The sequence below is a fragment of the Mycobacterium sp. NBC_00419 genome, from assembly GCF_036023875.1.
Classification (GTDB): domain Bacteria; phylum Actinomycetota; class Actinomycetes; order Mycobacteriales; family Mycobacteriaceae; genus Mycobacterium.
Genome location: NZ_CP107931.1, coordinates 1,710,332 through 1,730,749 on the forward strand (window position 1 = coordinate 1,710,332; position 20,418 = coordinate 1,730,749).

The 20,418-nt window shown below is 65.9% G+C and carries 20 protein-coding genes and 1 tRNA gene; 11 read left to right on the forward strand and 10 right to left on the reverse strand.

The window, feature by feature from the left end:
• The first annotated feature begins 45 nt into the window (after positions 1–45).
• Complete coding sequence (locus OG976_RS07865; RefSeq protein ID WP_328360200.1) at positions 46–1,209, forward strand: hypothetical protein; 1,164 nt, start codon at positions 46–48, stop codon at positions 1,207–1,209.
• Positions 1,210–1,263: 54 nt separating this feature from the next.
• On the opposite strand, the gene OG976_RS07870 is transcribed toward OG976_RS07865, so the two are convergent.
• From OG976_RS07870 to OG976_RS07880, 3 genes are all read right to left on the reverse strand, one after another.
• On the reverse strand, positions 1,264–1,950 hold the full coding sequence (locus tag OG976_RS07870; RefSeq protein ID WP_328360202.1) for a hypothetical protein: 687 nt from the start codon (positions 1,948–1,950) through the stop codon (positions 1,264–1,266).
• 76 nt (positions 1,951–2,026) lie between these two features.
• Complete coding sequence (locus tag OG976_RS07875; RefSeq protein ID WP_328360205.1) at positions 2,027–2,521, reverse strand: VOC family protein; 495 nt, start codon at positions 2,519–2,521, stop codon at positions 2,027–2,029.
• Positions 2,522–2,588: 67 nt separating this feature from the next.
• A complete protein-coding gene (locus tag OG976_RS07880; RefSeq protein ID WP_328360208.1) occupies positions 2,589–3,452 on the reverse strand; it encodes a cyclopropane mycolic acid synthase family methyltransferase in 864 nt (287 codons plus the stop codon).
• Between the two features lie 798 nt (positions 3,453–4,250).
• Between OG976_RS07880 and OG976_RS07885 the strand changes: the two genes are divergently transcribed.
• A complete protein-coding gene (locus OG976_RS07885) occupies positions 4,251–6,026 on the forward strand; it encodes a diguanylate cyclase domain-containing protein (RefSeq protein ID WP_328360211.1) in 1,776 nt (591 codons plus the stop codon).
• Positions 6,027–6,032: 6 nt separating this feature from the next.
• On the opposite strand, the gene OG976_RS07890 is transcribed toward OG976_RS07885, so the two are convergent.
• From OG976_RS07890 to OG976_RS07900, 3 genes are all read right to left on the reverse strand, one after another.
• Positions 6,033–6,839 carry a glycoside hydrolase family 16 protein gene (locus tag OG976_RS07890; RefSeq protein WP_328363266.1) on the reverse strand — a complete coding sequence of 269 codons (807 nt, stop codon included), beginning with the start codon at positions 6,837–6,839 and terminating at the stop codon, positions 6,033–6,035.
• Between the two features lie 114 nt (positions 6,840–6,953).
• Positions 6,954–7,460 carry a cupin domain-containing protein gene (locus tag OG976_RS07895; protein ID WP_328360214.1) on the reverse strand — a complete coding sequence of 169 codons (507 nt, stop codon included), beginning with the start codon at positions 7,458–7,460 and terminating at the stop codon, positions 6,954–6,956.
• A complete protein-coding gene (locus tag OG976_RS07900) occupies positions 7,457–7,708 on the reverse strand; it encodes a hypothetical protein (RefSeq protein ID WP_328360216.1) in 252 nt (83 codons plus the stop codon). The genes OG976_RS07895 and OG976_RS07900 overlap by 4 nt, the downstream gene beginning before the upstream one ends.
• Before the next feature lie 194 nt (positions 7,709–7,902).
• Here OG976_RS07900 and OG976_RS07905 point away from each other — a divergent pair, with 194 nt between their 5' ends.
• Together OG976_RS07905 and OG976_RS07910 are read left to right on the forward strand one after the other, a co-directional pair.
• Positions 7,903–9,417 (forward strand): MFS transporter, encoded by a 1,515-nt coding sequence (locus OG976_RS07905; RefSeq protein WP_328360218.1) that lies wholly within the window; start codon positions 7,903–7,905, stop codon positions 9,415–9,417.
• A 27-nt stretch (positions 9,418–9,444) separates the two neighbouring features.
• Entirely contained in the window at positions 9,445–9,669 is a 225-nt protein-coding gene (locus OG976_RS07910) for a hypothetical protein (protein WP_328360221.1), read from the forward strand.
• A 21-nt stretch (positions 9,670–9,690) separates the two neighbouring features.
• Here OG976_RS07910 and OG976_RS07915 read toward each other — a convergent pair whose 3' ends face one another.
• Positions 9,691–10,593: an NAD-dependent epimerase/dehydratase family protein gene (locus OG976_RS07915; protein ID WP_328360224.1), complete on the reverse strand. Its 903-nt coding sequence runs from the start codon at positions 10,591–10,593 to the stop codon at positions 9,691–9,693.
• Positions 10,594–10,815: 222 nt separating this feature from the next.
• Here OG976_RS07915 and OG976_RS07920 point away from each other — a divergent pair, with 222 nt between their 5' ends.
• The gene (locus OG976_RS07920) at positions 10,816–11,316 is read left to right on the forward strand and encodes a hypothetical protein (RefSeq protein ID WP_328360227.1); all 501 of its coding nucleotides are present in this window, start codon (positions 10,816–10,818) and stop codon (positions 11,314–11,316) included.
• Between the two features lie 17 nt (positions 11,317–11,333).
• On the opposite strand, the gene OG976_RS07925 is transcribed toward OG976_RS07920, so the two are convergent.
• Positions 11,334–11,410: transfer RNA gene (locus OG976_RS07925), tRNA-Leu, on the reverse strand.
• Positions 11,411–11,503: 93 nt separating this feature from the next.
• Between OG976_RS07925 and OG976_RS07930 the strand changes: the two genes are divergently transcribed.
• Positions 11,504–11,914: a RidA family protein gene (locus tag OG976_RS07930; RefSeq protein ID WP_328360230.1), complete on the forward strand. Its 411-nt coding sequence runs from the start codon at positions 11,504–11,506 to the stop codon at positions 11,912–11,914.
• A 118-nt stretch (positions 11,915–12,032) separates the two neighbouring features.
• On the opposite strand, the gene OG976_RS07935 is transcribed toward OG976_RS07930, so the two are convergent.
• Positions 12,033–12,425 carry a hypothetical protein gene (locus tag OG976_RS07935; RefSeq protein WP_328360233.1) on the reverse strand — a complete coding sequence of 131 codons (393 nt, stop codon included), beginning with the start codon at positions 12,423–12,425 and terminating at the stop codon, positions 12,033–12,035.
• A 152-nt stretch (positions 12,426–12,577) separates the two neighbouring features.
• Complete coding sequence (locus OG976_RS07940) at positions 12,578–13,954, reverse strand: cation:dicarboxylate symporter family transporter (protein WP_328360236.1); 1,377 nt, start codon at positions 13,952–13,954, stop codon at positions 12,578–12,580.
• A 105-nt stretch (positions 13,955–14,059) separates the two neighbouring features.
• On the opposite strand from OG976_RS07940, the gene OG976_RS07945 reads away from it, so the two are divergent.
• The 5 genes from OG976_RS07945 to kdpB all read left to right on the forward strand — a co-directional run bounded on the left by OG976_RS07945 (position 14,060) and on the right by kdpB (position 20,417).
• Positions 14,060–15,625, forward strand: coding sequence for a sensor histidine kinase (locus OG976_RS07945; protein WP_328360239.1), 1,566 nt, complete (start codon positions 14,060–14,062; stop codon positions 15,623–15,625).
• Positions 15,622–16,308, forward strand: a complete 687-nt coding sequence (locus OG976_RS07950; protein WP_328360242.1) for a response regulator — start codon at positions 15,622–15,624, stop codon at positions 16,306–16,308. Before OG976_RS07945 ends, OG976_RS07950 begins: the two co-directional genes overlap by 4 nt.
• A 202-nt stretch (positions 16,309–16,510) precedes the next feature.
• Positions 16,511–16,600, forward strand: coding sequence for a potassium-transporting ATPase subunit F (locus OG976_RS07955; protein WP_328360245.1), 90 nt, complete (start codon positions 16,511–16,513; stop codon positions 16,598–16,600).
• Positions 16,600–18,270 carry a potassium-transporting ATPase subunit KdpA gene (gene kdpA / locus OG976_RS07960; RefSeq protein ID WP_328360248.1) on the forward strand — a complete coding sequence of 557 codons (1,671 nt, stop codon included), beginning with the start codon at positions 16,600–16,602 and terminating at the stop codon, positions 18,268–18,270. The genes OG976_RS07955 and kdpA overlap by 1 nt, the downstream gene beginning before the upstream one ends.
• The gene (gene kdpB, locus OG976_RS07965) at positions 18,270–20,417 is read left to right on the forward strand and encodes a potassium-transporting ATPase subunit KdpB (RefSeq protein ID WP_328360251.1); all 2,148 of its coding nucleotides are present in this window, start codon (positions 18,270–18,272) and stop codon (positions 20,415–20,417) included. The genes kdpA and kdpB overlap by 1 nt, the downstream gene beginning before the upstream one ends.
• The last annotated feature ends 1 nt before the right edge of the window (position 20,418 follow it).

Sequence of the window (20,418 nt, forward strand, 5' to 3'; positions counted from 1 at the left end):
AACCTTACGCGTCAGTAAGTTACCGACAAGGTTAGGGGATCTGCTGTGCAGGCATTACTACGTTCCAAAGTCACCGAAGGCGCGGCCCTGCTGACGGCGGGCGCCATCGCCCTGTCGCCGGTCATGGTCACGCCGGTCGCCGACCACTTGCCGGCGTTGCGCATGTCCAGTGTCGCGACGACGCTGACGGGGTCGGCCAACCCCATCACCGAGTGGGTTAACGTCCTGAACACCACTTTTGACAATATCGCGAAGCTCGGCGGCGTCGTTCAGGCTGACCCGAGCCCGATCCTGAGCCAGCTGATCACGAACCAGCTCGCCTATGCGCAGACCATCTCTACTGCCCTGTCCCAAGCCGGCGGCGGCCTCGTCGCCGGGATCACCTCGATTCCGCAGGCGTTGCTGACGGCGGGCGAGCAGCTGGCCGCCGGCCAGATCAGTGCCGCCACCCAGACCATTTTTCAGGCTGGATTGGGCCTGGTCCTGGCTCCGGTGATCAGCTTGCTGCCGGTATTTAACATCCCCGGGCAAATCGCACAGAACTTCGCCAACGTGCTCAACGCCTTGCCGAATGCGCTGCTCCCGCTCGGGTTGGCGGCGATCTCGCCGATTGCCGGAGTGGTCACAGCGGTCGGTGATACCGGCCAGGCCATTTACGACGCACTGTCCACCGGGAACATCACCGCCGCGCTCACTGCGATCGTCAACGCACCCGCCGTCATCACCAACGCCTTCCTCAATGGGTACCCGCCCAGCTTTAGCACCGGCATCTTGAGCGTGGGCACTGACTTCGCGGCCGGCTTGGTCAACGCGCTGCTGAACGTGCGCGACACCATCGCGAAAGCCATCGCACCGGCCCCTCCGCTCGCTGGGGCAGCACGCGCGGCGGCCACCCCGGCACCGGAGTCCTCAGCGTCCACGGTGACGGTGACGACGACCGCCCCCACGGCGGTTGCTGAGACCCAGACCGAAGCCACTGAGGCGCCGGTGACGTCGAGTGGTGGGACGAAGACCCGCGCGGCGACGACGGATCCGGCGGACACCACCGACGAGTCACCCGCAGTGACAACGCCCAAGAGCGTTGGCGGCGTGAACCGTTCGCGTGGTGAAGCACGCGGGACCCACGACGCCAGCGGGTCTTCCGCGAAGACCGCGCATGCGGGCGCAGCGGGCGGCAGCGGCCGCAGCAGCAGCAGCGCCGGCGAGTAGTCGAACAGATAGCATCGGGTGGGGCCTCACGGCGGGGTCCCACCCGATGTGCTGTCAGGATGCGGCCAGCGAATTACTCTCTCGCACAGCAGGTTCGACACTTCGCGGGCGCAGGCCGTAGTCGTCCGGGCGCAGCGAGAGGTCCGAGTAGTTGGCGGGGTCTTCCTCTGTGCCCAACGTCAGTTCGACGGCGGTCTTGGCCTGGAAGAGGGAAATCACCGCCTGCTGATGGTGTTCGGTGCCGAACGAGGTCAACGCCGTCGTGAGCTTCCGGTCGACATAGGTCAGCGAGCGCATCAGCTCGGACTCGGCCGGCTCGGTGGCCTGCCCACGGGACTCGGCCGCCCCCAGTCCGCTGTACCAGCGGTATCCGAGAGCACCCAGGATCGCGGCGCACCCCGGGATGACGACGACCGTGCAGACCAGGCCCAGGGTGCTGTGCAACGCGATGGCGCCGACGACGCCGAGGAGCATCAGCACGGCCGAGCCGAAGAACAGCTGCAGGGCGGGCGGCACGGCTTGGGCGGCGTGCCATATCCGCCGGATCACGCGGCCACCGGCGCGGGCGACGCCGGCGATGGACCGACCGATCGTCGCGACGGCCCCGATGGCGGCGCGGCCGAGCTGGTCGGCCTGGGTGCGGGTGACCGGGGACTTCGGCATCGACCAGGAGCGCGGCTGCGCCGGGGTTTCGACGAGTTGCTCGTCAGGCTTGGCCGCCGTCGACTCAGCCTCAGTCACATTGGTATCAGCAGTCACATCCGTATCATCGCGTCAAACAGCTGGATCACAGCCCTGGCGCGCCGAGAGACTGCGATTAACCGGCGGCCGCGGCGGCGATGTCGGCGGCGCTGATGCCGGACAGGTCGGGCACGTTCTGCATGAGTTCGATGCGGGTGCCGTCCGGGTCGGTCAGGTAGATGAACCGGCCCGACGTGGGGTCCTCGACGTCGCCGAGCACGGTGCGCGTCGACTCCACCAACTGCCCGCCGGCGGCCACGATGGCCTCGGTGAGCCCGTCGACGTCCTCGACCCGGAACGACAGATGGGTGAAGCCGAGCTCGGTCATCGGCTTGCGCTGACCGGAGCCGGTGGTCTCGACGTCGACCCACTGCAGCAGTTCGATCCGGATGTCGTCGCGGATGAGCATCGCCGAGCGGAACGTGCCCTCCTGCTCCATGGTGGCCGCGACTTCGTTGTTCTCGAAGTCGAGTTGGTAGAGCACGACGAAGCCGAACACCCCGGTATAGAAGGCGATCGACCGGTCGAGGTCACTGACGCAGATGCCGATGTGGGAGAAGCCCTGGATCATCAGCGCAGTGTGACAGAGCGCAAGCGCCTAGCGGGGGTGTGTATCGATCACCGGGAGTCCGGACCGACTACTTCGCCAAGGTGAACTGACAGACATCGATCAAGCCGACGCGGAACAGGTGCGGGCAGCCGGTCAGGTACTTCATGTAGCGGTCGTAGACCTCCTGGGACTGGATGGCGATGGCCTCGTCCTCATGGGCCTTCAACGCCTCGGCCCAGAAGTCGAGTGTCGTCGGGTAGTACGGCTGAAGAGACTGCACCCGCTTGACGTCGAACCCCACCTTTCCGGCATGCTCCTCGACCATCGGGATCGACGGCAGCCGGCCGCCGGGGAAGATCTCGGTGATCATGAACTTGCAGAACCGGGCCAGCTCGAAGGTCAGCTTGATGCCCTTCTCGAAGACGTCCTCGGGACGCAGACCAAGGATGGTGTGCAGCAGCATGACGCCGTCGGCAGGCATCGCGTTGTAGGCGAAGCTGAAGAAGTCGTCATAACGGTCGAAGCCGAAGTGCTCGAAAGCGCCGATGGACACGATCCGGTCGACGGGCTCGTCGAACTGCTCCCAGCCCTGCAGCAGGACTCGCTTGGAGCGGGTGTTCTCGGACTCGTCGAACAGGCGCTGGACGTGATCGGCTTGATTCTTGCTCAGCGTGAGCCCGACGACATTCACGTCGTACTTGTCCAAAGCCCGCATCATGGTCCCGCCCCAGCCACAGCCGACGTCCAACAACGTCATTCCGGGTTGCAGGCCCAGCTTGCCCAGTGCCAGGTCCATTTTGGCGATCTGGGCCTCTTCCAGTGTCATGTCGTCGCGCTCGAAGTACGCGCAGCTGTAGGTCTGCGTCGGGTCGAGGAACAACCGGAAGAAGTCATCGGACAGGTCGTAATGGGCCTGGACGTCGTCGAAATGGGGAGTTAAGCGCTTTGCCATAGGGGCGATGCCTTTCAGCTTGTCAGCGGCGCGAGTCGTCAGAGAGCGACAGCGAGATAGCCTGTGCGGGAAAACAACCCGCACGGCTTGGCCGAAGGAGACGGAACTCTTCGGAAGACTTCTCTCTTCGATCACGCTAAATTCGTTGAGCTGCAGCATCACTCGGGTGATGCGGGTCGCGATTGGCAGGCAATAAGACAGAGTTGCTGCGCTCTAGACAGTTGTGATGAACATCTGGGCGGTGATCAACAATCCAGTGCCCCGGCCCCGAGGGGCGGCGACACCGGCCCCAGGCCGGCTAGTTTCTTAACCAGCCCATCAAACCGCCCTCTGCGGCGCCATGTCAAACACCGTGAGCAGTCATTCTTCGTGACGGACGCGTCAGATAAACACTGGTTTGGTGGGCTTCGCGGTACTGGGACTTTCGTTGCCCGCGTTGGCCTTTCCGGCGGCAAACATCTGTGCGGCGCGCAACGCAGGCTTCGGCCGTGCAGGCAGCGGCGGAGACGGCGGCGACACCGGCGGTGACGGCCGCGGTGGCAAAGGCGGCGGCAGCACCGGCGGCGCCATCACGGGCGACCCGGGTAGCCCCGGCGGACCTCCAAACGGCAACCTCGGCAGACCGGGCGGTGCGGTGGGATGGAGGAATCTGAGACAGGCTAACTGTCAAGACCGGGTGGCGAGCACACTGAAACGTCACTGTTTCGTCGGCGTTGCCGGTTGCCAAGTGAGCCGAAGCCGCCGAATATATTCGTGCGGCAAGAAGTGCCGCTGCTCCACCAGGGGGGAGGCGCTGCGTTGGACCGGCCCCGGACCCCCCTGCGTGTGGTGCTGGTGCGGACCAGTCGCGCCGCCGCGGTCGTGGTCCTGGTCATTGCCGCGCTGGACTGGGTGGGCTGGGCCACCGGAACCGAATACCTGACCCGGATCAGCCCGTCCTGGCCGCCGATGATGCCGTGGATCGCCCTGTCGCTGGCCGCGCTGGCAGTTTCGGTGCTCCTGCAATCAGGTCAGCCGGGACGTGGCCGGGTGTGGGCCGGCCGCGCCATCGCCACCGCGGTGGCAGGTCTGGCGGTCGCCATCCTGCTGGAGTACGCCACCGGCAGATCGTTCGGCTTCGACCGGATGTGGTTCACCGACGAGGTGTGGACGACCGCATGGCCCTGGCCGGGACGCCCGAGTTGGCAGGCCGCGGCATCGCTGCTGCCGCTCACCGTGGGTGCCGCGACGATCCGGCTGGACCGCCGCGGAACCTTCACCCTGTGGGCGGGGTGCGTCATCGGGGGTGCACTCATCCCGCTGCTGTCGGTGATGGCCTACCTGTTCGGCGCGGCAACGCTGGTGTTCGACGGCCCGAAGACCGGCGTGGCGATGGCGACCGCCGTGGCCATGCTGGTCCTTCTGGTGGCGCTGTTGACGGTGCGCCCGGACCGGCCGCCGCTGGTGTGGCTGATCACCCGTCCCGACCGGGCGGCGCTCGTACCGCTTTTCGGTTTGGGGATCGGCTTCCCGATTGTCGTGGCGTTGCTGCGGCTGACATTCCTGGCTCTGGGCCGCAGTGAACAAGCAGCCTTCGCCTTGTCGGTGCTGATCACCACGGTCCTCACCATGGTCATCGGATTCCGCCTGCGCCGCAGCGAGCAGGACATGTTGATCAGGAGCGAGCAGTTGGCCCGGGAACGCGCCGAGGCCGAGAAGCGCTATCGGATCCTGGCCGACAACGCGGTCGACATCATCGTCCACGTGCGGGGCAACCAGATCGACTGGGTGTCACCGTCGGTGAAGGCCGCGCTGGGATACCGGATGGACGAGTTGATCGGCGCGGAGCTCGCCAGTCAGATCCATCCCGACGACCTTCCCGACGTCATGGCCGTGCTGCAGCAGATCAGCACCGGTGGTCCCGTCACCCAGCGGTTACGGGTCCTCGGGGCCGATGGGGACTACCGCTGGGTCGACGGTCACGCAAAGCCCTACGTCGACGGAGACGGGCAGGCCGACGGAGTGATCGCCGCGCTGCGCATCGTGGACGACCGGGTCAAGGTCGAGCAGCAGCTCGAGCAGCTGGCGCGGTTCGACACGCTGACCGGGCTGGCCAACCGACGCGAGGCAATCAGCCGGCTGGAGTCCGCCCTCGAGCACCCGCCGGCTTTCGGTGTGCACCTGGGCATCCTGTTCTGCGATGTCGATCGCTTCAAGGACATCAACGACACCTGGGGGCACGGCTTCGGCGACACGGTGCTGTCGACGCTGGCGGCCCGAATCCGCGACTGTGTCCGGCAGTGCGACACGGTCGGGCGCACAGGCGGTGACGAGATCCTCGTGGTGCTGCCCGGGCTGAGCAGCACCGAGCAGCTGGCCCACATCAGCGAGAAGATCCGCAGTCATGCCGCCGAGCCGATCAGCGAGTACGGCAAGACGATCCGCGCCACGCTGAGTATTGGTGCGACCCTTGCCATTCCGGGTGAGACCGTCTCCTCGGTGATGGCACGCGCCGATGCCGCGATGTACCAGGCCAAGGCCGGTGACCGAAACACCGTCGTCTTGGTGCAGTCACAGGCGGCGGGCCAGCAGTGAGGCTCGCTACCAGATCCGGATCCAGTCGACGAGCATCGACACCGGGAAGTTGGTCAGGGCGGGGTCACCGCCGCCGGGCCCGCCGATGGCGAGGTTGAACATCGGCGAGAGCCAATACCCGGGATTGTTGAACGGCCAACGCAAGTCGGTGGGGTTGCCGTGGACCGGAATGGGCTTGGGCGGCACCGAGAAGTAGGGCGCCGTGCCGTCGACATAGTCCCGCCAGAACTTGAATCCGTCTGCGTCCCAGCGCATCCGCCAGGTGTGCCAGGCACCGTCGACCAACCCGGCAATCGACTTGCTCTCCCACGTCTTACCGTTCGATGCGGCGTGCACCGTGGTTCCCGGGGGCCAACTCATGTTGCCGTAGTACTCCATGACGTCGACCTCGCCGTCCGGCAGCGGATCTTCGTTGACGGCCCAGTAGGCGGGCCACGCTCCGGCAACGATGCAGTCGAGCTTGACCCGTGCTTCCCAGGTGTGGCCCATGGGGACTCGCCAGTTCCCCCGGACCTTGCCGCTGTAGTACGTGTCGTCGGCTTTGGTGGCGCGGATGACGAGGTTGGAGTTGCCGTCGACGAAGACGTTCTGCCGGTCGTCGCGGTACTGGCTGGCCACCGGTGGCCACACGTCGTCCTGCCAGTTCTGCACCGTCCAGTTCCCCCCATTGGGGGCTGATCCCGCCGGTCCGTCGAACTCGTCGACGAACAGGTAGCCGCCCGGCGGCGCTTCCGGCAGCGGCGATGGCGTCGCCTGGGCGCTCGGGAGCGGGACCGCGGCGGCCAACAGCCCCAGGCCCGACATCAACAACATGTTTCGGCGATCAAACTCAGGCACGGCTAAACCATAAGGTGATTGACCGTCTCCCGAGCGCCAACGCACCGAATTTATTGCGCCACTACGTGTTGTCGACGGCGTCGTACGTCTTCAGGGCATCGTCATCGGGGCTGCCGCGTCGGACTCGAGCACGGTCATCGGCATCGCGCCCGGCGGGAGCGTGAAGTTGTCGATCAGCCGGGCGTCGTCGGTGCCCAGGTTCACCGCGGTCATCGCGACGTCGGGGGGCATGTAGTAGCAGGTGCCTGCCGGAAATGTTCTGGGCGGCTGGCCTTCGACGTAATCGGTCAGGACGCCGGTCAGGACGCAGGTGTATCCGCCGTAGTCATGGACGTGGATGACAGAGCGGGTTCCGGCCCGGCGGGTGCCCTGCACGACGAGCAGCCGATTGCCGTCCGGGGTGATCGTGTCCATCATCGTCGTGACGTCGGCAAGTGGCTGCAGGACTCCGGGCGGCGGGCTGCCGTTGATGGTGGTCACCGGCTCCGCCGCAGCGGTTCCCGGCCACACCACCGCCGGCACGGCGAGGCAGGGCAGCGCCAGTCCCACGGTGATGGCGAACCGCGGTCGCCTGCGCGCGTCGACTCCCGATCTCAAAACAGGCTGCGGCTGTCGATGTAGAGGGGAAAGCAGAACTCCCACAGCAGCACGCAGGCAAGGAACCACGCTATCGGCGTTTTGATCTCTACCGAGCCCACCGAGGAGACAATCGGGTGGCCGCGCCCGGCGGAAGCCTTGGCGTCTGTGTAAACCCATGCCGCGGTGGCCAATACGATGGCCACCAATCCGAAGATCGGTATCAGCATGCTGCCCGCGGTACTCACCGCCGGAAATGCGATCAGCATGCGCAGCCTCTCCCCGTTCGATGACGTTCAGCCGTCATCACGATCGTCACCTTCAGGATGTGGCGCTAGGGCCGAAAGCCCCGGATCCACTAGTCGCGGTCAGCATACGTTTCCCTCCGTCAATTCTTTGGTTTCACGCGACGGATTGGTGGGAAGTCCCGGTCGGTAGCACGCCGTTTCGCGAGGAGGCGACCATGGCATCACCCACCGAGGCCGACGGAACGATCCGCAGCCTGATTCCGGCGCGGATCGACCGGCTCCCATGGTCGTCCTTCCATACCCGGATGGTCGTGGCGTTGGGGGTGGCCTGGATTCTCGACGGCCTCGAGATCACCGTGGCCAGCGCCGTCGCGGACACGTTGAGCCAGCCCGAGACGCTCGGCCTCTCGTCGGCCGCGGTGGGCTTGCTCGCCACCGTCTACCTGGCCGGCGAAGTGGTCGGGGCGCTGTTCTTCGGCCGCCTGTCGGACAAGCTCGGGCGGCGCAATCTGTTCATGGTGACCCTCGGTGTCTACCTGGTCGGCAGCGGTTTGACCGCCCTGACCCTCGGCAACGGCGCCGGCTGGGTCGCGTTCCTCTATGTCACCCGGTTCATCGCCGGGATGGGCATCGGTGGCGAATACGCGGCGATCAACTCGGCGATCGACGAATTGATTCCGGCACGCTATCGCGGGCGGGTCGACATCGCGGTGAACGGAACCTACTGGGCCGGTGCGGTACTCGGCACGCTGGGCACGTTCGTGTTCCTCAAGTCGATGGATATCAGCCTGGGGTGGCGGCTGGCTTTCCTGCTGGGCCCGGTGCTCGGCCTGGTGATCCTGGTGGTGCGGCGACACCTTCCGGAGAGCCCGCGCTGGCAGGTGATGAACGGCCGGGAGTCGGCCGCTGAAGAGTCGATCGACTACATCGAGCGTGAGGTGAAAGCCACCGGCGTGACGCTGCCCGAGGTCGACAAGAGCAAGGCCATCGAGCTGAGGCCCACCGAGAAGATCGGCTATGTCGCTCTGACGCGGGTGTTGTTCCGCGAGTACCCGAGTCGCTCCGTTCTGGGCGCCTCGCTGATGATCAGCCAGTCGTTCCTCTACAACGCGATCTTCTTCACCTACACGTTGGTGCTGGGCAAGTTCTACGGCGTCGCCTCGGAGACGACGCCGCTGTACCTGATCGCCTTCGCCGTCGGTAACCTCGCCGGGCCGCTAACCATCGGGCACTTCTTCGACACCATCGGTCGCCGGAAGATGATCTCGGGGACCTACATCATGTCCGGTGTGCTGCTGGCCATCAGTGCCGTGCTGTTCAACGCCGGTCTGCTCAACGCCCTCACCCAGACCATCGCCTGGTGCGTCATCTTCTACTTCGCCTCCGCCGGTGCGAGTTCGGCCTACCTCACGGTGAGCGAGATCTTCCCGCTCGAGGTTCGCGCCAAGGCGATCGCCGTCTTCTTCGCGATCGCCCAGTGCTTCGGCGCGCTGGGTCCGGTCATCTACGGGGCGCTGATCGGTGACGGCTCCCAGCCGTTCAAGCTGTTCCTCGGCTATCTGCTGGGGGCGGCGATCATGATCGGAGGCGGCCTGGTCGCGTGGTTCCTCGCCGTCGACGCCGAAGGCCGGTCGCTGGAGGACATCGCAACTCCGCTCTCGGCGGCCGGTGCGGCTGCGCGTCGCGGGTCGGTGCGCGCCGAGGGTGCTCAGCTGCCGCGCTCACCGTGAGCGGTTTCCCGGCCACCGTTCGTGGGCATGAGGAAGCCCATGATCAATCTGGCCCGGGTTCGGCGCGCCGAGACGCGGATCGTGAAGTATCAGCGACGGGTATGGCTGGCTCAAGTACTGATGTGGCCGACGATCGTCATCGGTGCAGTGGCGGCAGTGGGTGCGCTGGTGTGGTTCCGTCAGAGCCGGTCGCCGGGCGGGCGGCACGAGATGCCAGACCTGCCTGGAGTACACGAGGCTGCTGAGAGCTAAGAACCGAGGGCAGAGCGCGGACTACGGCGCGACCAGTTCCGGGTGGAAGGTGGCCGCCATCCGGCGCATGCCGTCACGCCAGTCGACGTGGGTGGTGCCGATCAGCTCGTGCATCTTGGTGACGTCCAACGGATTTCCACGCAGCGCCTGATCGCTGTCCTCGAATACCGGCTCCTTGCCGACGAGTGAGCCGAGGTAGGTGCACCACTCCTGGATGCTGACGAACTGGTCGCCGCCCCAGTTGACGGTGGTGACCGGAACTGACGCCACCGCAAGGAGTTTCGGGATCATCGCGATGATGTCGTCTTCGTGTATCAGGTTGTAGACGGCGGGTCCGCCGGGCGGGACCGGGATAGAGATGCCGGCGAGCAGCATCTCGAACTGGAACAGCGGCCACCCGCCGTTGTCGCCGTAGGGGACGTTGAGGCGTGCGATGGTGGCCGGCACGTTCAGGGCGCGCGCCATCGTGGCGACGACGACCTCGCCGGCGATCTTGGAGATGGAGTAGGTGGGCAGCAGGGGCTTGTGGTTGTCGCCGTGAACGGTGCGTTCGGTGCGGGGTTGGTCATCCGGCGGGTCGTAGACGGCACCGGAGGAACAATGCAGGAAGGCCTTGACGCCGCGACAGTGCGCCATCAGCAGGCCTGCCGATTCGGCGTTGACCGCCAGGTCCTTGTCCCACCGGCCACTCTTGGCCACCGCCAGGTTGATGACGTAGTCGAAGTCAGTCGGCAGACCGGTGAAGTCGCCGGCCGCCATGTTGACGGTGTGGCAGCGGACGCCGGCCTTCTCGAGGCGCTCTCGCACGGCGGGGTCGGTGAAGCGGGCGGCGCCCCACACCTCGTTGTCGGCCGCGAAGGCCATGGCGACGGGGACGGCGACCTGGCCGGTCACTCCGGTGATAAGGATTTTCGATCCGCGCATCGGCTGATGGTAGGCAGATGCCGCGGTTGGGACGGTGGTTTGTCTCAGTGCCCGACCTCACCCGCTGAGCCTGCGGTTTCAACTATCGCGCGGCGGGTATGTGAGCAACACTTGAACGGGCCGCTAACTCTGGTGGAACGACGAGTGTGCTGAACTCGCTCGAACCGATCGGATCGCGGCCCCACGCACGAGGCCACACGCACGTCGGGAACGGAGCACGAGTTGATCGCCCGCATTTGTTCGGTACTGTCTGCCACGCTGCTGGCTACGGCGCTGGTGTTCGCGTCCGCGCCCTCGGCTGAGGCGATCCCCGAGGCCTCGGCTGAGGCAATCCCCGGAGCAGAGGACGCCATCGCCAAGGCCGAAAGTGCGCTCGGGTCAGACATGTTCGGCCCGTACGGATGCGAGGCGTTCGTGGCCTATGCCTATAACGTGTCGCAGGCCCAGTACGGCTGGGACGGCGCCGCCGAAACCATGTACCAGACCCTTCTTCGGCAAGGTCAACTACACACGGACATGAATGCCCCGCGCGGCGCCCTCGTCTTCAGCAAGAGCCCCTTCGGCGCCCACATCGACATTGCCCGTGGTGACGGGACGTATGTCTCCGGCGGTGTCCAAGGACTCAAGCGAGGGTATGGCAACGGGCACAACATCCAGATCCTGCCGAGTCCCCATGTGGGCAATGGCTGGGTTTACCGGGGCTGGAGTCTGGGCTACCCGTAGTGAGTCGCGGCTCTTGATGGTGCCCCCAGTCGGACTCGAACCGACACTGTGCGGATTTTAAGTCCGCTGCCTCTGCCAATTGGGCTATGGGGGCCGTGCTGGCAAAAGGGTATTCGATGGTCTCTTCGCGTGGTCGCAGACGTCGGTAGCGTGGACTGATCACCCAAGCCCACCGCGAGGAGCGCCGATGCCCGTCACCTTGATCAACCCCGACGGGCTGCCCGACGCCGGCATCTACCAGCAGGTGGCCGTGGCCAGCGGAACGCGGCTGGTGTTCATCGCCGGCCAGGTCGCGCTCAGCGCCGACGGCACCAAGGTGGGCGAGGGTAATCTGGCCGCCCAGGTCGAGCAGTGCTATCGCAACATCGGCACCGCGCTGGCCGCCGCCGGCGCCACCTTCGACGACGTCGTGAAACTGACTGTCTACCTGGTGGATTGGACTCCGGACAAGATGGAGCCGTTCATGCAGGGCGCCGCGCGCGCCTTCGAGGCCATGGGCATCCCCGCGGCCACTCCCCCGCTGACCGGCATCGGCGTCGACGCCCTGGCCGAACCCGACCTACTGGTCGAGATCGAAGCCACCGCCGTCATCGACTGAGAGTCGCTCGGAGCGCCGCACTCACATTGAGTGAGTATCCAGGACGGGATTTCGCGGCGATTCTCGTCCTGAGCGCTCACTCGATGGCGACGCGTCGACAAACGCGCGACGACTCCGCTCAGTTATTGCTGTTCGGGCACGACAGCGTCAGGAACACCGTGGTGGAAGACGGCGGGTTGGCGCCCTTGTACCCGTCGACCGAGGTGATCCTGCACGCCGAGAGCACGCTGTTGCCCGAGTAGCCGCCACCGTTGTTGATCTGCACCAGATAGCCCTGGCTCTCCAGTGCCAGCATGGCGTCGGCGGCATTCTGGTTCTGGTTGAACGCCTTCGGCGGCATGTTGATGACGCCCTTTTCAACGGGCGACGGCGCGGCCGCCGAGGACGACGTGGTGCTCGACGGTGCCGGCTCCTTGACGTCGCGCGAGCATCCCACCGCGCCGCCGACTGCGACCAGCGTCGCACCGCCGGCCACGACGGTGATCAAACGAGTCCATCCGGTGCCGCTCATCTCGTCCCCTCGTTCTGCTCACGCCAGGCCGCGCGATGCTGCAACGAAGGCTAGCCAACGTCGACGCCGCTGTATTTCGTATTCGCCAACTGTTCACCCACACAGCACGACACCCCGGGGAAAATCGACCCGGGGTGTCGTGAGCCAAGCACTCAGACGGCCACGGTCTCCTTCTTCGCGACATCGTCCGAATCCGCGTCGAGCATCGTCTGCTCGTCGAACGGATCCCGCCCGGAGAGCACATTGTCGACCTTGGCCATGTCGACGGTCTTCGTCCACGACCCGACCAGCATGGTCGCCACCGCATTGCCGGAGAAGTTGGTGACCGCGCGAGCCTCGGACATGAACCGGTCGATGCCGACGATCAGGCCCACTCCGTCGAGCAGGTCGGGCCGGTGCGCCTGAAGACCGCCGGCCAACGTCGCCAGGCCCGCGCCGCTGACACCCGCTGCACCCTTGGAGGCGATGATCATGAACACCAGCAAGCCGATCTGCTGACCGACCGACAGCGGGCTTCCCATCGCATCGGCGATGAACAGCGAGGCCATCGTCAGATAGATGGCGGTGCCGTCCAGATTGAACGAATACCCTGTCGGTACAACCACTCCCACGGTGCTCTGCTGCACGCCGAGGTGCTCCATCTTGGCGATCAGGCGCGGCAGCGCCGACTCCGACGACGAGGTCGCGAAGATCAGCAGGTACTCCCGGGCCAGGTAGCGCACCAGCTTGAAGATCGACACCCCGGACACCGTGCGCAGCAGCACCCCGAGCACGCCGAAGACGAACACGATGCAGGTGATGTAGAAGCCGAGCATCAGCGTCAGCAGTTGGGTGACGGCACTCCACCCGGTTTGGCCCACCACGTTGGCGATCGCCCCGAACGCACCGATCGGCGCCAGCCACAGCACCATCGCCAGAATCTTGAACACCAACCGCTGCAGGTGCTCGACGCCACGCAGGATGGGCTCGCCCTTGGAACCCATCGCCTGGATCGCGAAGCCGACGAGCAGCGCCACGAACAGCGCCTGCAACACATTGCCTGCGGTCAGCGCCGAGAACAGCGAGTCCGGGATGATGTGCTGGATGAACTGCATGATCCCGCCGGACTCGTGCGCCGTCTCGGCCAGCTCGGCCCCCTTGCCGGCCGTCGACTCGGTGATGTTCAGGCCATCGCCGGGGTGCAGCAGGTTGCCGACCACCAGGCCGATGGCCAGCGCGACCGTCGACATCACCATGAAGTACAGGAACGCCAAGCCACCGACCTTGCCCACCGTGGCGGCTTTGCGTACCGACCCGATGCCCAGCACGATCGTGCAGAAGATCACCGGCGTGATCATCATCTTGATCAGGCTGACGAACATGGTGCCGAGAACGCCGACCTGCTTGCCAACCCCCGGGGCAAGCAGGCCGACGATCACGCCACCGATCACCGCCGCGATGACCGCCAGGTAGAGCCAATGGGTGCGGTCGCGACGCTTCTCGGGTACGGGGTGGTTTCCGTCGTCGCGGGGGATGGCTTCGGTGGTCATAGTGGTGTTCCTTCCAGGCCATATGCAGGGGGTCTGCAAGGATGGTTACCCATAACGTGACCCAGGTCACGCTTTAGTTCATTTCGTTCATTCCCGGAGGTAGCAATGGCGGTGCTGCCCCGCTCGCTGGCCGGGCAAGCCTTCGCCCTGCAGGCAGCGGTCATCGCGCTGGTGGTGCTGGCCGGTAGCGCAATGGCCCTCTACGACGCCAAGCGCGACGGTGACCGAGCCGCCCGCGAACAGGTGACCGCCATCGCCGTCGCGCTCGCCGATGCGCCTTCGACCGCCCAGGCGATCGAAAACCACGATGCGACAACGGTTTTACAGCCCATGACCGAGGCGGTCCGCAAGGGCACCGACATCGCCTTCATCACGATCATGGCCCCCGACCGCACCCGCTTCACCCACACCAACCCCGCCGTCATCGGCGAGAAGTACATCGGCAACATCGAACCCGCTCTGCGCGGTGAAACCTTCACCGAGGTCTACACCGGCACGCTGGGCCCCTCGATCCGTACTGTGGCCCCGGTACGCAACGCGAGCGGCCAGGTCATCGGACTGGTCGCCGCCGGCATCACCGAACGCAGCCTGGCCCAACGCTGGCGCGCCCAGTGGCCCGCCATCGTCGGGATCGGCCTTGGTGCACTGGCACTTTCGTTCATCGGCGTCGCGGCCATCCGGCGCCGCATTCTGCGTCAGACCCGCGGCCTGGCCCCTGATGAACTGCGGGTGATGTATGACCACCACGACGCGATCCTGCACTCAATCTCCGAAGGTCTGATCGTGCTCGACCGCGACGGCGTGGCCCTGGTCAACGACGAGGCCCGCCGGCTGCTGAGCCTTCCCCCCGGCCCCATCAAACGCCCCGACCTGCCGGAATTCCTGCGCGGCAACGATCCCGGAGTGCGCGACGAGGTTCGCGTCACCGACGAACGCGTGCTGGTGGTGAACCGCTCGGCGGTCAGCGTCTCGGACTCCGAGGTGGTCACCATCCGCGACCGCACCGAACTGCAGGGGGCCCTCGGCGAACTGAGCGCCCTGCAGATGTTCAGCGACTCGCTGCGCGCCCAGGCACACGAGTCGGCCAACAAACTGCACACCGTTATCACGCTGGTCGAAATGGGCCGACCCGACGACGCCGTAAAGTTCGCGACCAAGGACCTGGCACTGTCCCAGCAACTCGTCGACCGGCTCTCCGACTCCGTCGGCGAACCCGCGCTGATGGCCCTGCTGCTCGGCAAGACCGCCGAAGCCGACGAACGCGGCATCGCGCTGACCGTCACCGAGGAAACCCACCTGCCCTCCGACGCCGACAATCTGGTGCTCACCGGCCAGGAGATGGTCACCGTCCTGGGCAACCTCATCGACAACGCGATGGACGCCTGCGACCGCGATGACCCGTGGATCGAGGTCACCGTCAACCAGGACCACGAGCGGCTGCTGATCCAGGTCGCCGACAGCGGCCCCGGTATGGACGCCGCGACGTTCGGTCGCGCCATGCAGCGCGGCTACTCCACCAAGGCCGGTAACGGGGCCGGCACGGACGCCGGCCATCAGGGCCTGGGCCTGGCGCTGATCGCCCAGATCGTCAAACGCCACGGCGGCACGCTCAGCGCGGACCTCACCTACGGGTCTGTGGTGACGGTGAGCATCGAGAAGGCCCGCTCGTGATCACCGTGCTGATCGTCGAGGACGAGCCACTGATCGCCGAAGCCCACCGGACGTATCTGGAACGCCTGGAAGGCTTTTCCCTGGCCGGGGCGGCGGCCACCGCACGCGACGCGATGCGCATCGCGTCGGAGGCCTCGGCGACCGACACTCCCGTCGACCTGGTGCTACTCGACCTCGGGTTGCCCGACGCCAGCGGGATCGCCCTGGCGTCAGCACTCTCCGGGCTGCGCCCGGCGCCCGACATCATCGCGATCACCTCCGAACGCGACCTGGAAATGGTGCGCGCGGCGGTGTCCCACGGCGCATTGGCCTACCTGCTCAAGCCCTTCACCTTCGCGGCGTTCCGCGACCGGCTGGAACGCTACCGCCGCTACCGAACCGCCCTGCCCGCCGGCACCGAAGCCGCCAGCCAGGCCGAAGTCGACCGCGCCCTGGCGGAGTTGCGCAGTACCGACAGATCGGCCGCACCGAAAGGTGCCGCACCGGCGACCAACGACGAAATCGCCCGGGCCGTCCGCGACCGGGCCGGTGGCGTCACCGCCGACGAGATCGCCAAACACGTCGGGGTGTCACGCGTCACCGCCTGGCGCTACCTGGAACGACTGGCCGACGAGGGCATCGTCACGCGGCAGACTGAATACGGCAAGACCGGGCGGCCCAGTACCCGCTATCTGTGGCGCTGAGCGCCGGCGCAGTCGGAATCCGTCAAGACGCCACCACCGCCCCGTAAAGAAAACGTCAAAGCCGACGATCGCGGCTCCCCGGACTCCTAGCGTCGTTTCGTTCCCGCAGAACGGAGACAGACATGGGAGTCGTCATATTCATCGTGCTGACTGTGGCGATCTTCGCCCTGCTCGGCCTGGTGCAGAAGCTGGTCGAGCGACTGTGAGCTACGAAAACGTCGTCGGTTTGGTGTTGTCGGTGCTGTTGGCGCTCTTCGTGGCCGCCGCACTGCTGTTCCCGGAGAGGTTCTAGTGACTACGACATCGGCGGGGATCGTCTTCCTCGTCCTGCTCATCGCCGCCCTGGCGGCCGTGCACGTGCCACTGGGCGACTACATGTACCGCGTTTACAGCTCGGAAAAGGACAACCGCGTCGAGCGGGTCGTCTACCGGCTGATCGGCGCCGACCCCAAATCGGAGCAGACCTGGGGCGCCTACGCGCGCAGTGTGCTGGCCTTCTCAGCGATCAGCGTCCTGGTCCTGTTCGTCTTCCAACTGGTCCAGGGCAAGCTGCCCCTGCACCTCAACGACCCGGCGACCCCGATGACGCCGGCGCTGGCGTGGAACACCGCCATCAGCTTCGTCACCAACACGAACTGGCAGGCCTACTCCGGCGAGTCGACCCAGGGCCACCTGGTGCAGATGGCCGGCCTGGCCGTGCAGAACTTCGTCTCCGCCGCGGTCGGTATGGCGGTGGCCGTCGCGCTGGTGCGCGGCTTCGCCCGCCGCAATACCGCTGAGCTCGGCAACTTCTGGGTGGACCTGGTGCGTGGCACGCTGCGCATCCTGTTGCCGATTTCCGTTGTCGCAGCGATCATCCTGATCGCCGGTGGCGCCATCCAGAACTTCCACCTGCACGACCAGGTGGTCAACACCCTGGCCGGCGCCCAGCAGACCATCACCGGCGGACCCGTCGCCAGCCAGGAAGCCATCAAGGAACTCGGCACCAACGGCGGCGGCTTCTACAACGCCAACTCGGCGCACCCCTTCGAGAACCCCACCACGTGGACCAACTGGATCGAGATCTTCCTGCTGCTGGTGATCAGCTTCTCACTGCCGCGCACGTTCGGCCGCATGGTGGACAGCAAGAAACAGGGTTACGCGATCGCCGCCGTGATGGGCACGCTGGCCGTCATCAGCTGCTCACTGATGCTGCAGTTCCAGTTGCAGGCTCACGGCACCGTTCCGACGGCAGTCGGCTCGGCAATGGAAGGCGTCGAACAACGTTTCGGCGTAGCGGATTCGGCGATCTTCGCAGACGCCACCACGCTGACTTCCACCGGCGCGGTGGACTCGTTCCACGACTCCTACACCAGCCTTGGCGGCATGATGAACCTGTTCAACATGCAGCTCGGCGAAGTAGCCCCCGGTGGCACCGGCTCCGGCCTCTACGGCATGCTGATCCTCGCGGTGATCACCGTCTTCGTCGCCGGCCTGATGGTCGGGCGCACCCCGGAGTACCTGGGTAAGAAGATCACGCCGCGCGAAATCAAGCTCGCGGCAAGCTATTTCCTGGTCACCCCGCTGCTGGTGCTCACAGGGACGGCGGTCGCCATGGCGATGCCCGGCCAGCGGGCCGGCATGCTCAACACCGGGCCGCACGGCCTGTCCGAGGTGCTCTACGCATTCACCTCGGCGGCCAACAACAACGGCTCCGCCTTCGCCGGGATCACCGTCAACACCGACTGGTACAACACCGCACTCGGACTGGCGATGGTATTCGGCCGGTTCCTGCCGATCATCTTGGTGCTGGCCCTGGCGGGTTCTCTTGCCCGCCAAGGCCACACACCGGAATCCATCGGTACGCTGCCCACCCACCGGCCCCAGTTCGTCGGGATGGTCGTCGGAGTGACGCTCATCCTGGTGGCCCTGACGTTCCTGCCCGCACTCGCGCTCGGGCCCCTCGCAGAAGGAATCCACTGATGAGCACCACCACCATCGACGCGCCGCACCCGGCGGGCGAGAAGAAGAAGACCCAAGGTGGCCTGCTCGACCCCAAGTTACTGTGGAAGTCGCTGCCGGATGCCCTGCGCAAGGTCGATCCGCGCACGCTGTGGCGTAACCCCGTCATGTTCATCGTCGAGATCGGCGCGGTCTGGAGCACGATCCTGGCGATCATCAGCCCCAGTTGGTTCGCATGGCTGATCGTGTTCTGGCTGTGGCTGACAGTGGTGTTCGCCAATCTCGCCGAGGCCGTCGCCGAAGGACGCGGCAAGGCCCAGGCCGAGAGTCTGCGAAAGACCAAGGCCGACACCATGGCCCGTCGGCTCAACGGCTGGTCACCGGGTACACCCGGCACCGAGGAGGAGATCGCCGCGCCGCTGCTGGCCCAAGGCGACGTGGTCGTCGTGGAAGCCGGGCAGGTGATCCCCGGCGACGGTGACGTCGTCGAAGGGATTGCGTCGGTAGACGAATCGGCCATCACGGGTGAATCCGCTCCGGTCATCCGGGAGTCCGGCGGTGACCGCTCGGCAGTCACCGGCGGCACCACGGTGCTCTCGGACCGCATCGTCGTCAAGATCACCCAGAAGCCCGGCGAGAGCTTCATCGATCGGATGATCGCCCTCGTCGAGGGCGCGAATCGGCAGAAGACGCCGAACGAGATCGCACTGAACATCCTGCTCGCGGCGTTGACGATCATCTTCATCTTCGCCGTCGCCACCCTGCAGCCGCTGGCGATCTTCTCCAAGGCCAACAACCCCGGCGTCCCGGACTCGTTGGCGCTGAATGGAAACGGCGTGTCGGGCATCGTCATGGTGGCACTACTGGTCTGCTTGATCCCGACCACCATCGGAGCGCTGCTGTCGGCGATCGGTATCGCCGGGATGGACAGACTGGTGCAGCGCAACGTGCTGGCCATGTCGGGCCGTGCGGTCGAAGCCGCCGGCGACGTCAACACGCTGTTGCTGGACAAGACCGGCACCATCACGCTGGGCAACCGGCAGGCCTCAGACTTCGTCCCGCTGCCCGGCGTTTCTGCCGAGCAACTCGCCGACGCCGCTCAGCTGTCCAGCCTCTCCGACGAAACCCCCGAGGGTCGTTCCATCGTGGTCTTCGCCAAGACGGAGTACGGACTGCGAGCCCGCACCCCGGGCGAGCTGACCGGGGCGACCTGGGTGGAGTTCACCGCCACGACACGGATGTCGGGCGTCGACCTAGACAACGGCCACCTGCTGCGCAAGGGCGCGGCGAGTTCGGTCGCCCAGTGGGTCCGCGACCAAGGCGGCGTCATTCCCCCTGACCTCGGCACCATCGTCGACGGCATCTCGGCCGCCGGCGGTACGCCGTTGGTCGTCGGCCAGGTCGTTGCAGAAGGAGGCGACACGAAGGCCGAGGTGCTGGGTGTGATCCACCTCAAGGACGTCGTCAAGCAGGGCATGCGGGAGCGCTTCGACGAGATGCGCAAGATGGGCATCCGCACGGTGATGATCACCGGCGACAACCCGTTGACCGCCAAGGCAATTGCCGACGAGGCCGGCGTGGACGACTTCCTGGCCGAGGCCACCCCCGAGGACAAGCTCGCGCTGATCAAGAGTGAACAGGCCGGCGGCAAGCTGGTCGCGATGACCGGCGACGGCACCAACGACGCACCCGCGCTGGCTCAAGCAGACGTCGGCGTGGCGATGAACACCGGTACCTCGGCGGCCAAAGAGGCCGGCAACATGGTCGACCTGGACTCCGACCCGACGAAACTCATCGAGATCGTCGAGATCGGTAAGCAGTTGTTGATCACCCGCGGTGCACTGACGACGTTCTCGATCGCCAACGACATCGCCAAGTACTTCGCGATCATTCCCGCGATGTTCGTCGCGTTGTTCCCCGGCCTGGATCTGCTGAACGTCATGCGGCTGCACAGCCCGCAGTCGGCGATCCTGTCGGCGGTGATCTTCAACGCGATCATCATCATCGCGCTGATTCCGTTGTCGCTGCGCGGTGTTCGCTATACCCCGAGCAGTGCGTCGAAGTTGCTCAGCCGCAACCTCTACGTCTACGGGCTGGGCGGCATCATCGCCCCCTTCATCGGGATCAAACTCATCGATCTCGTCATTCAATTCTTGCCAGGGATGTGAC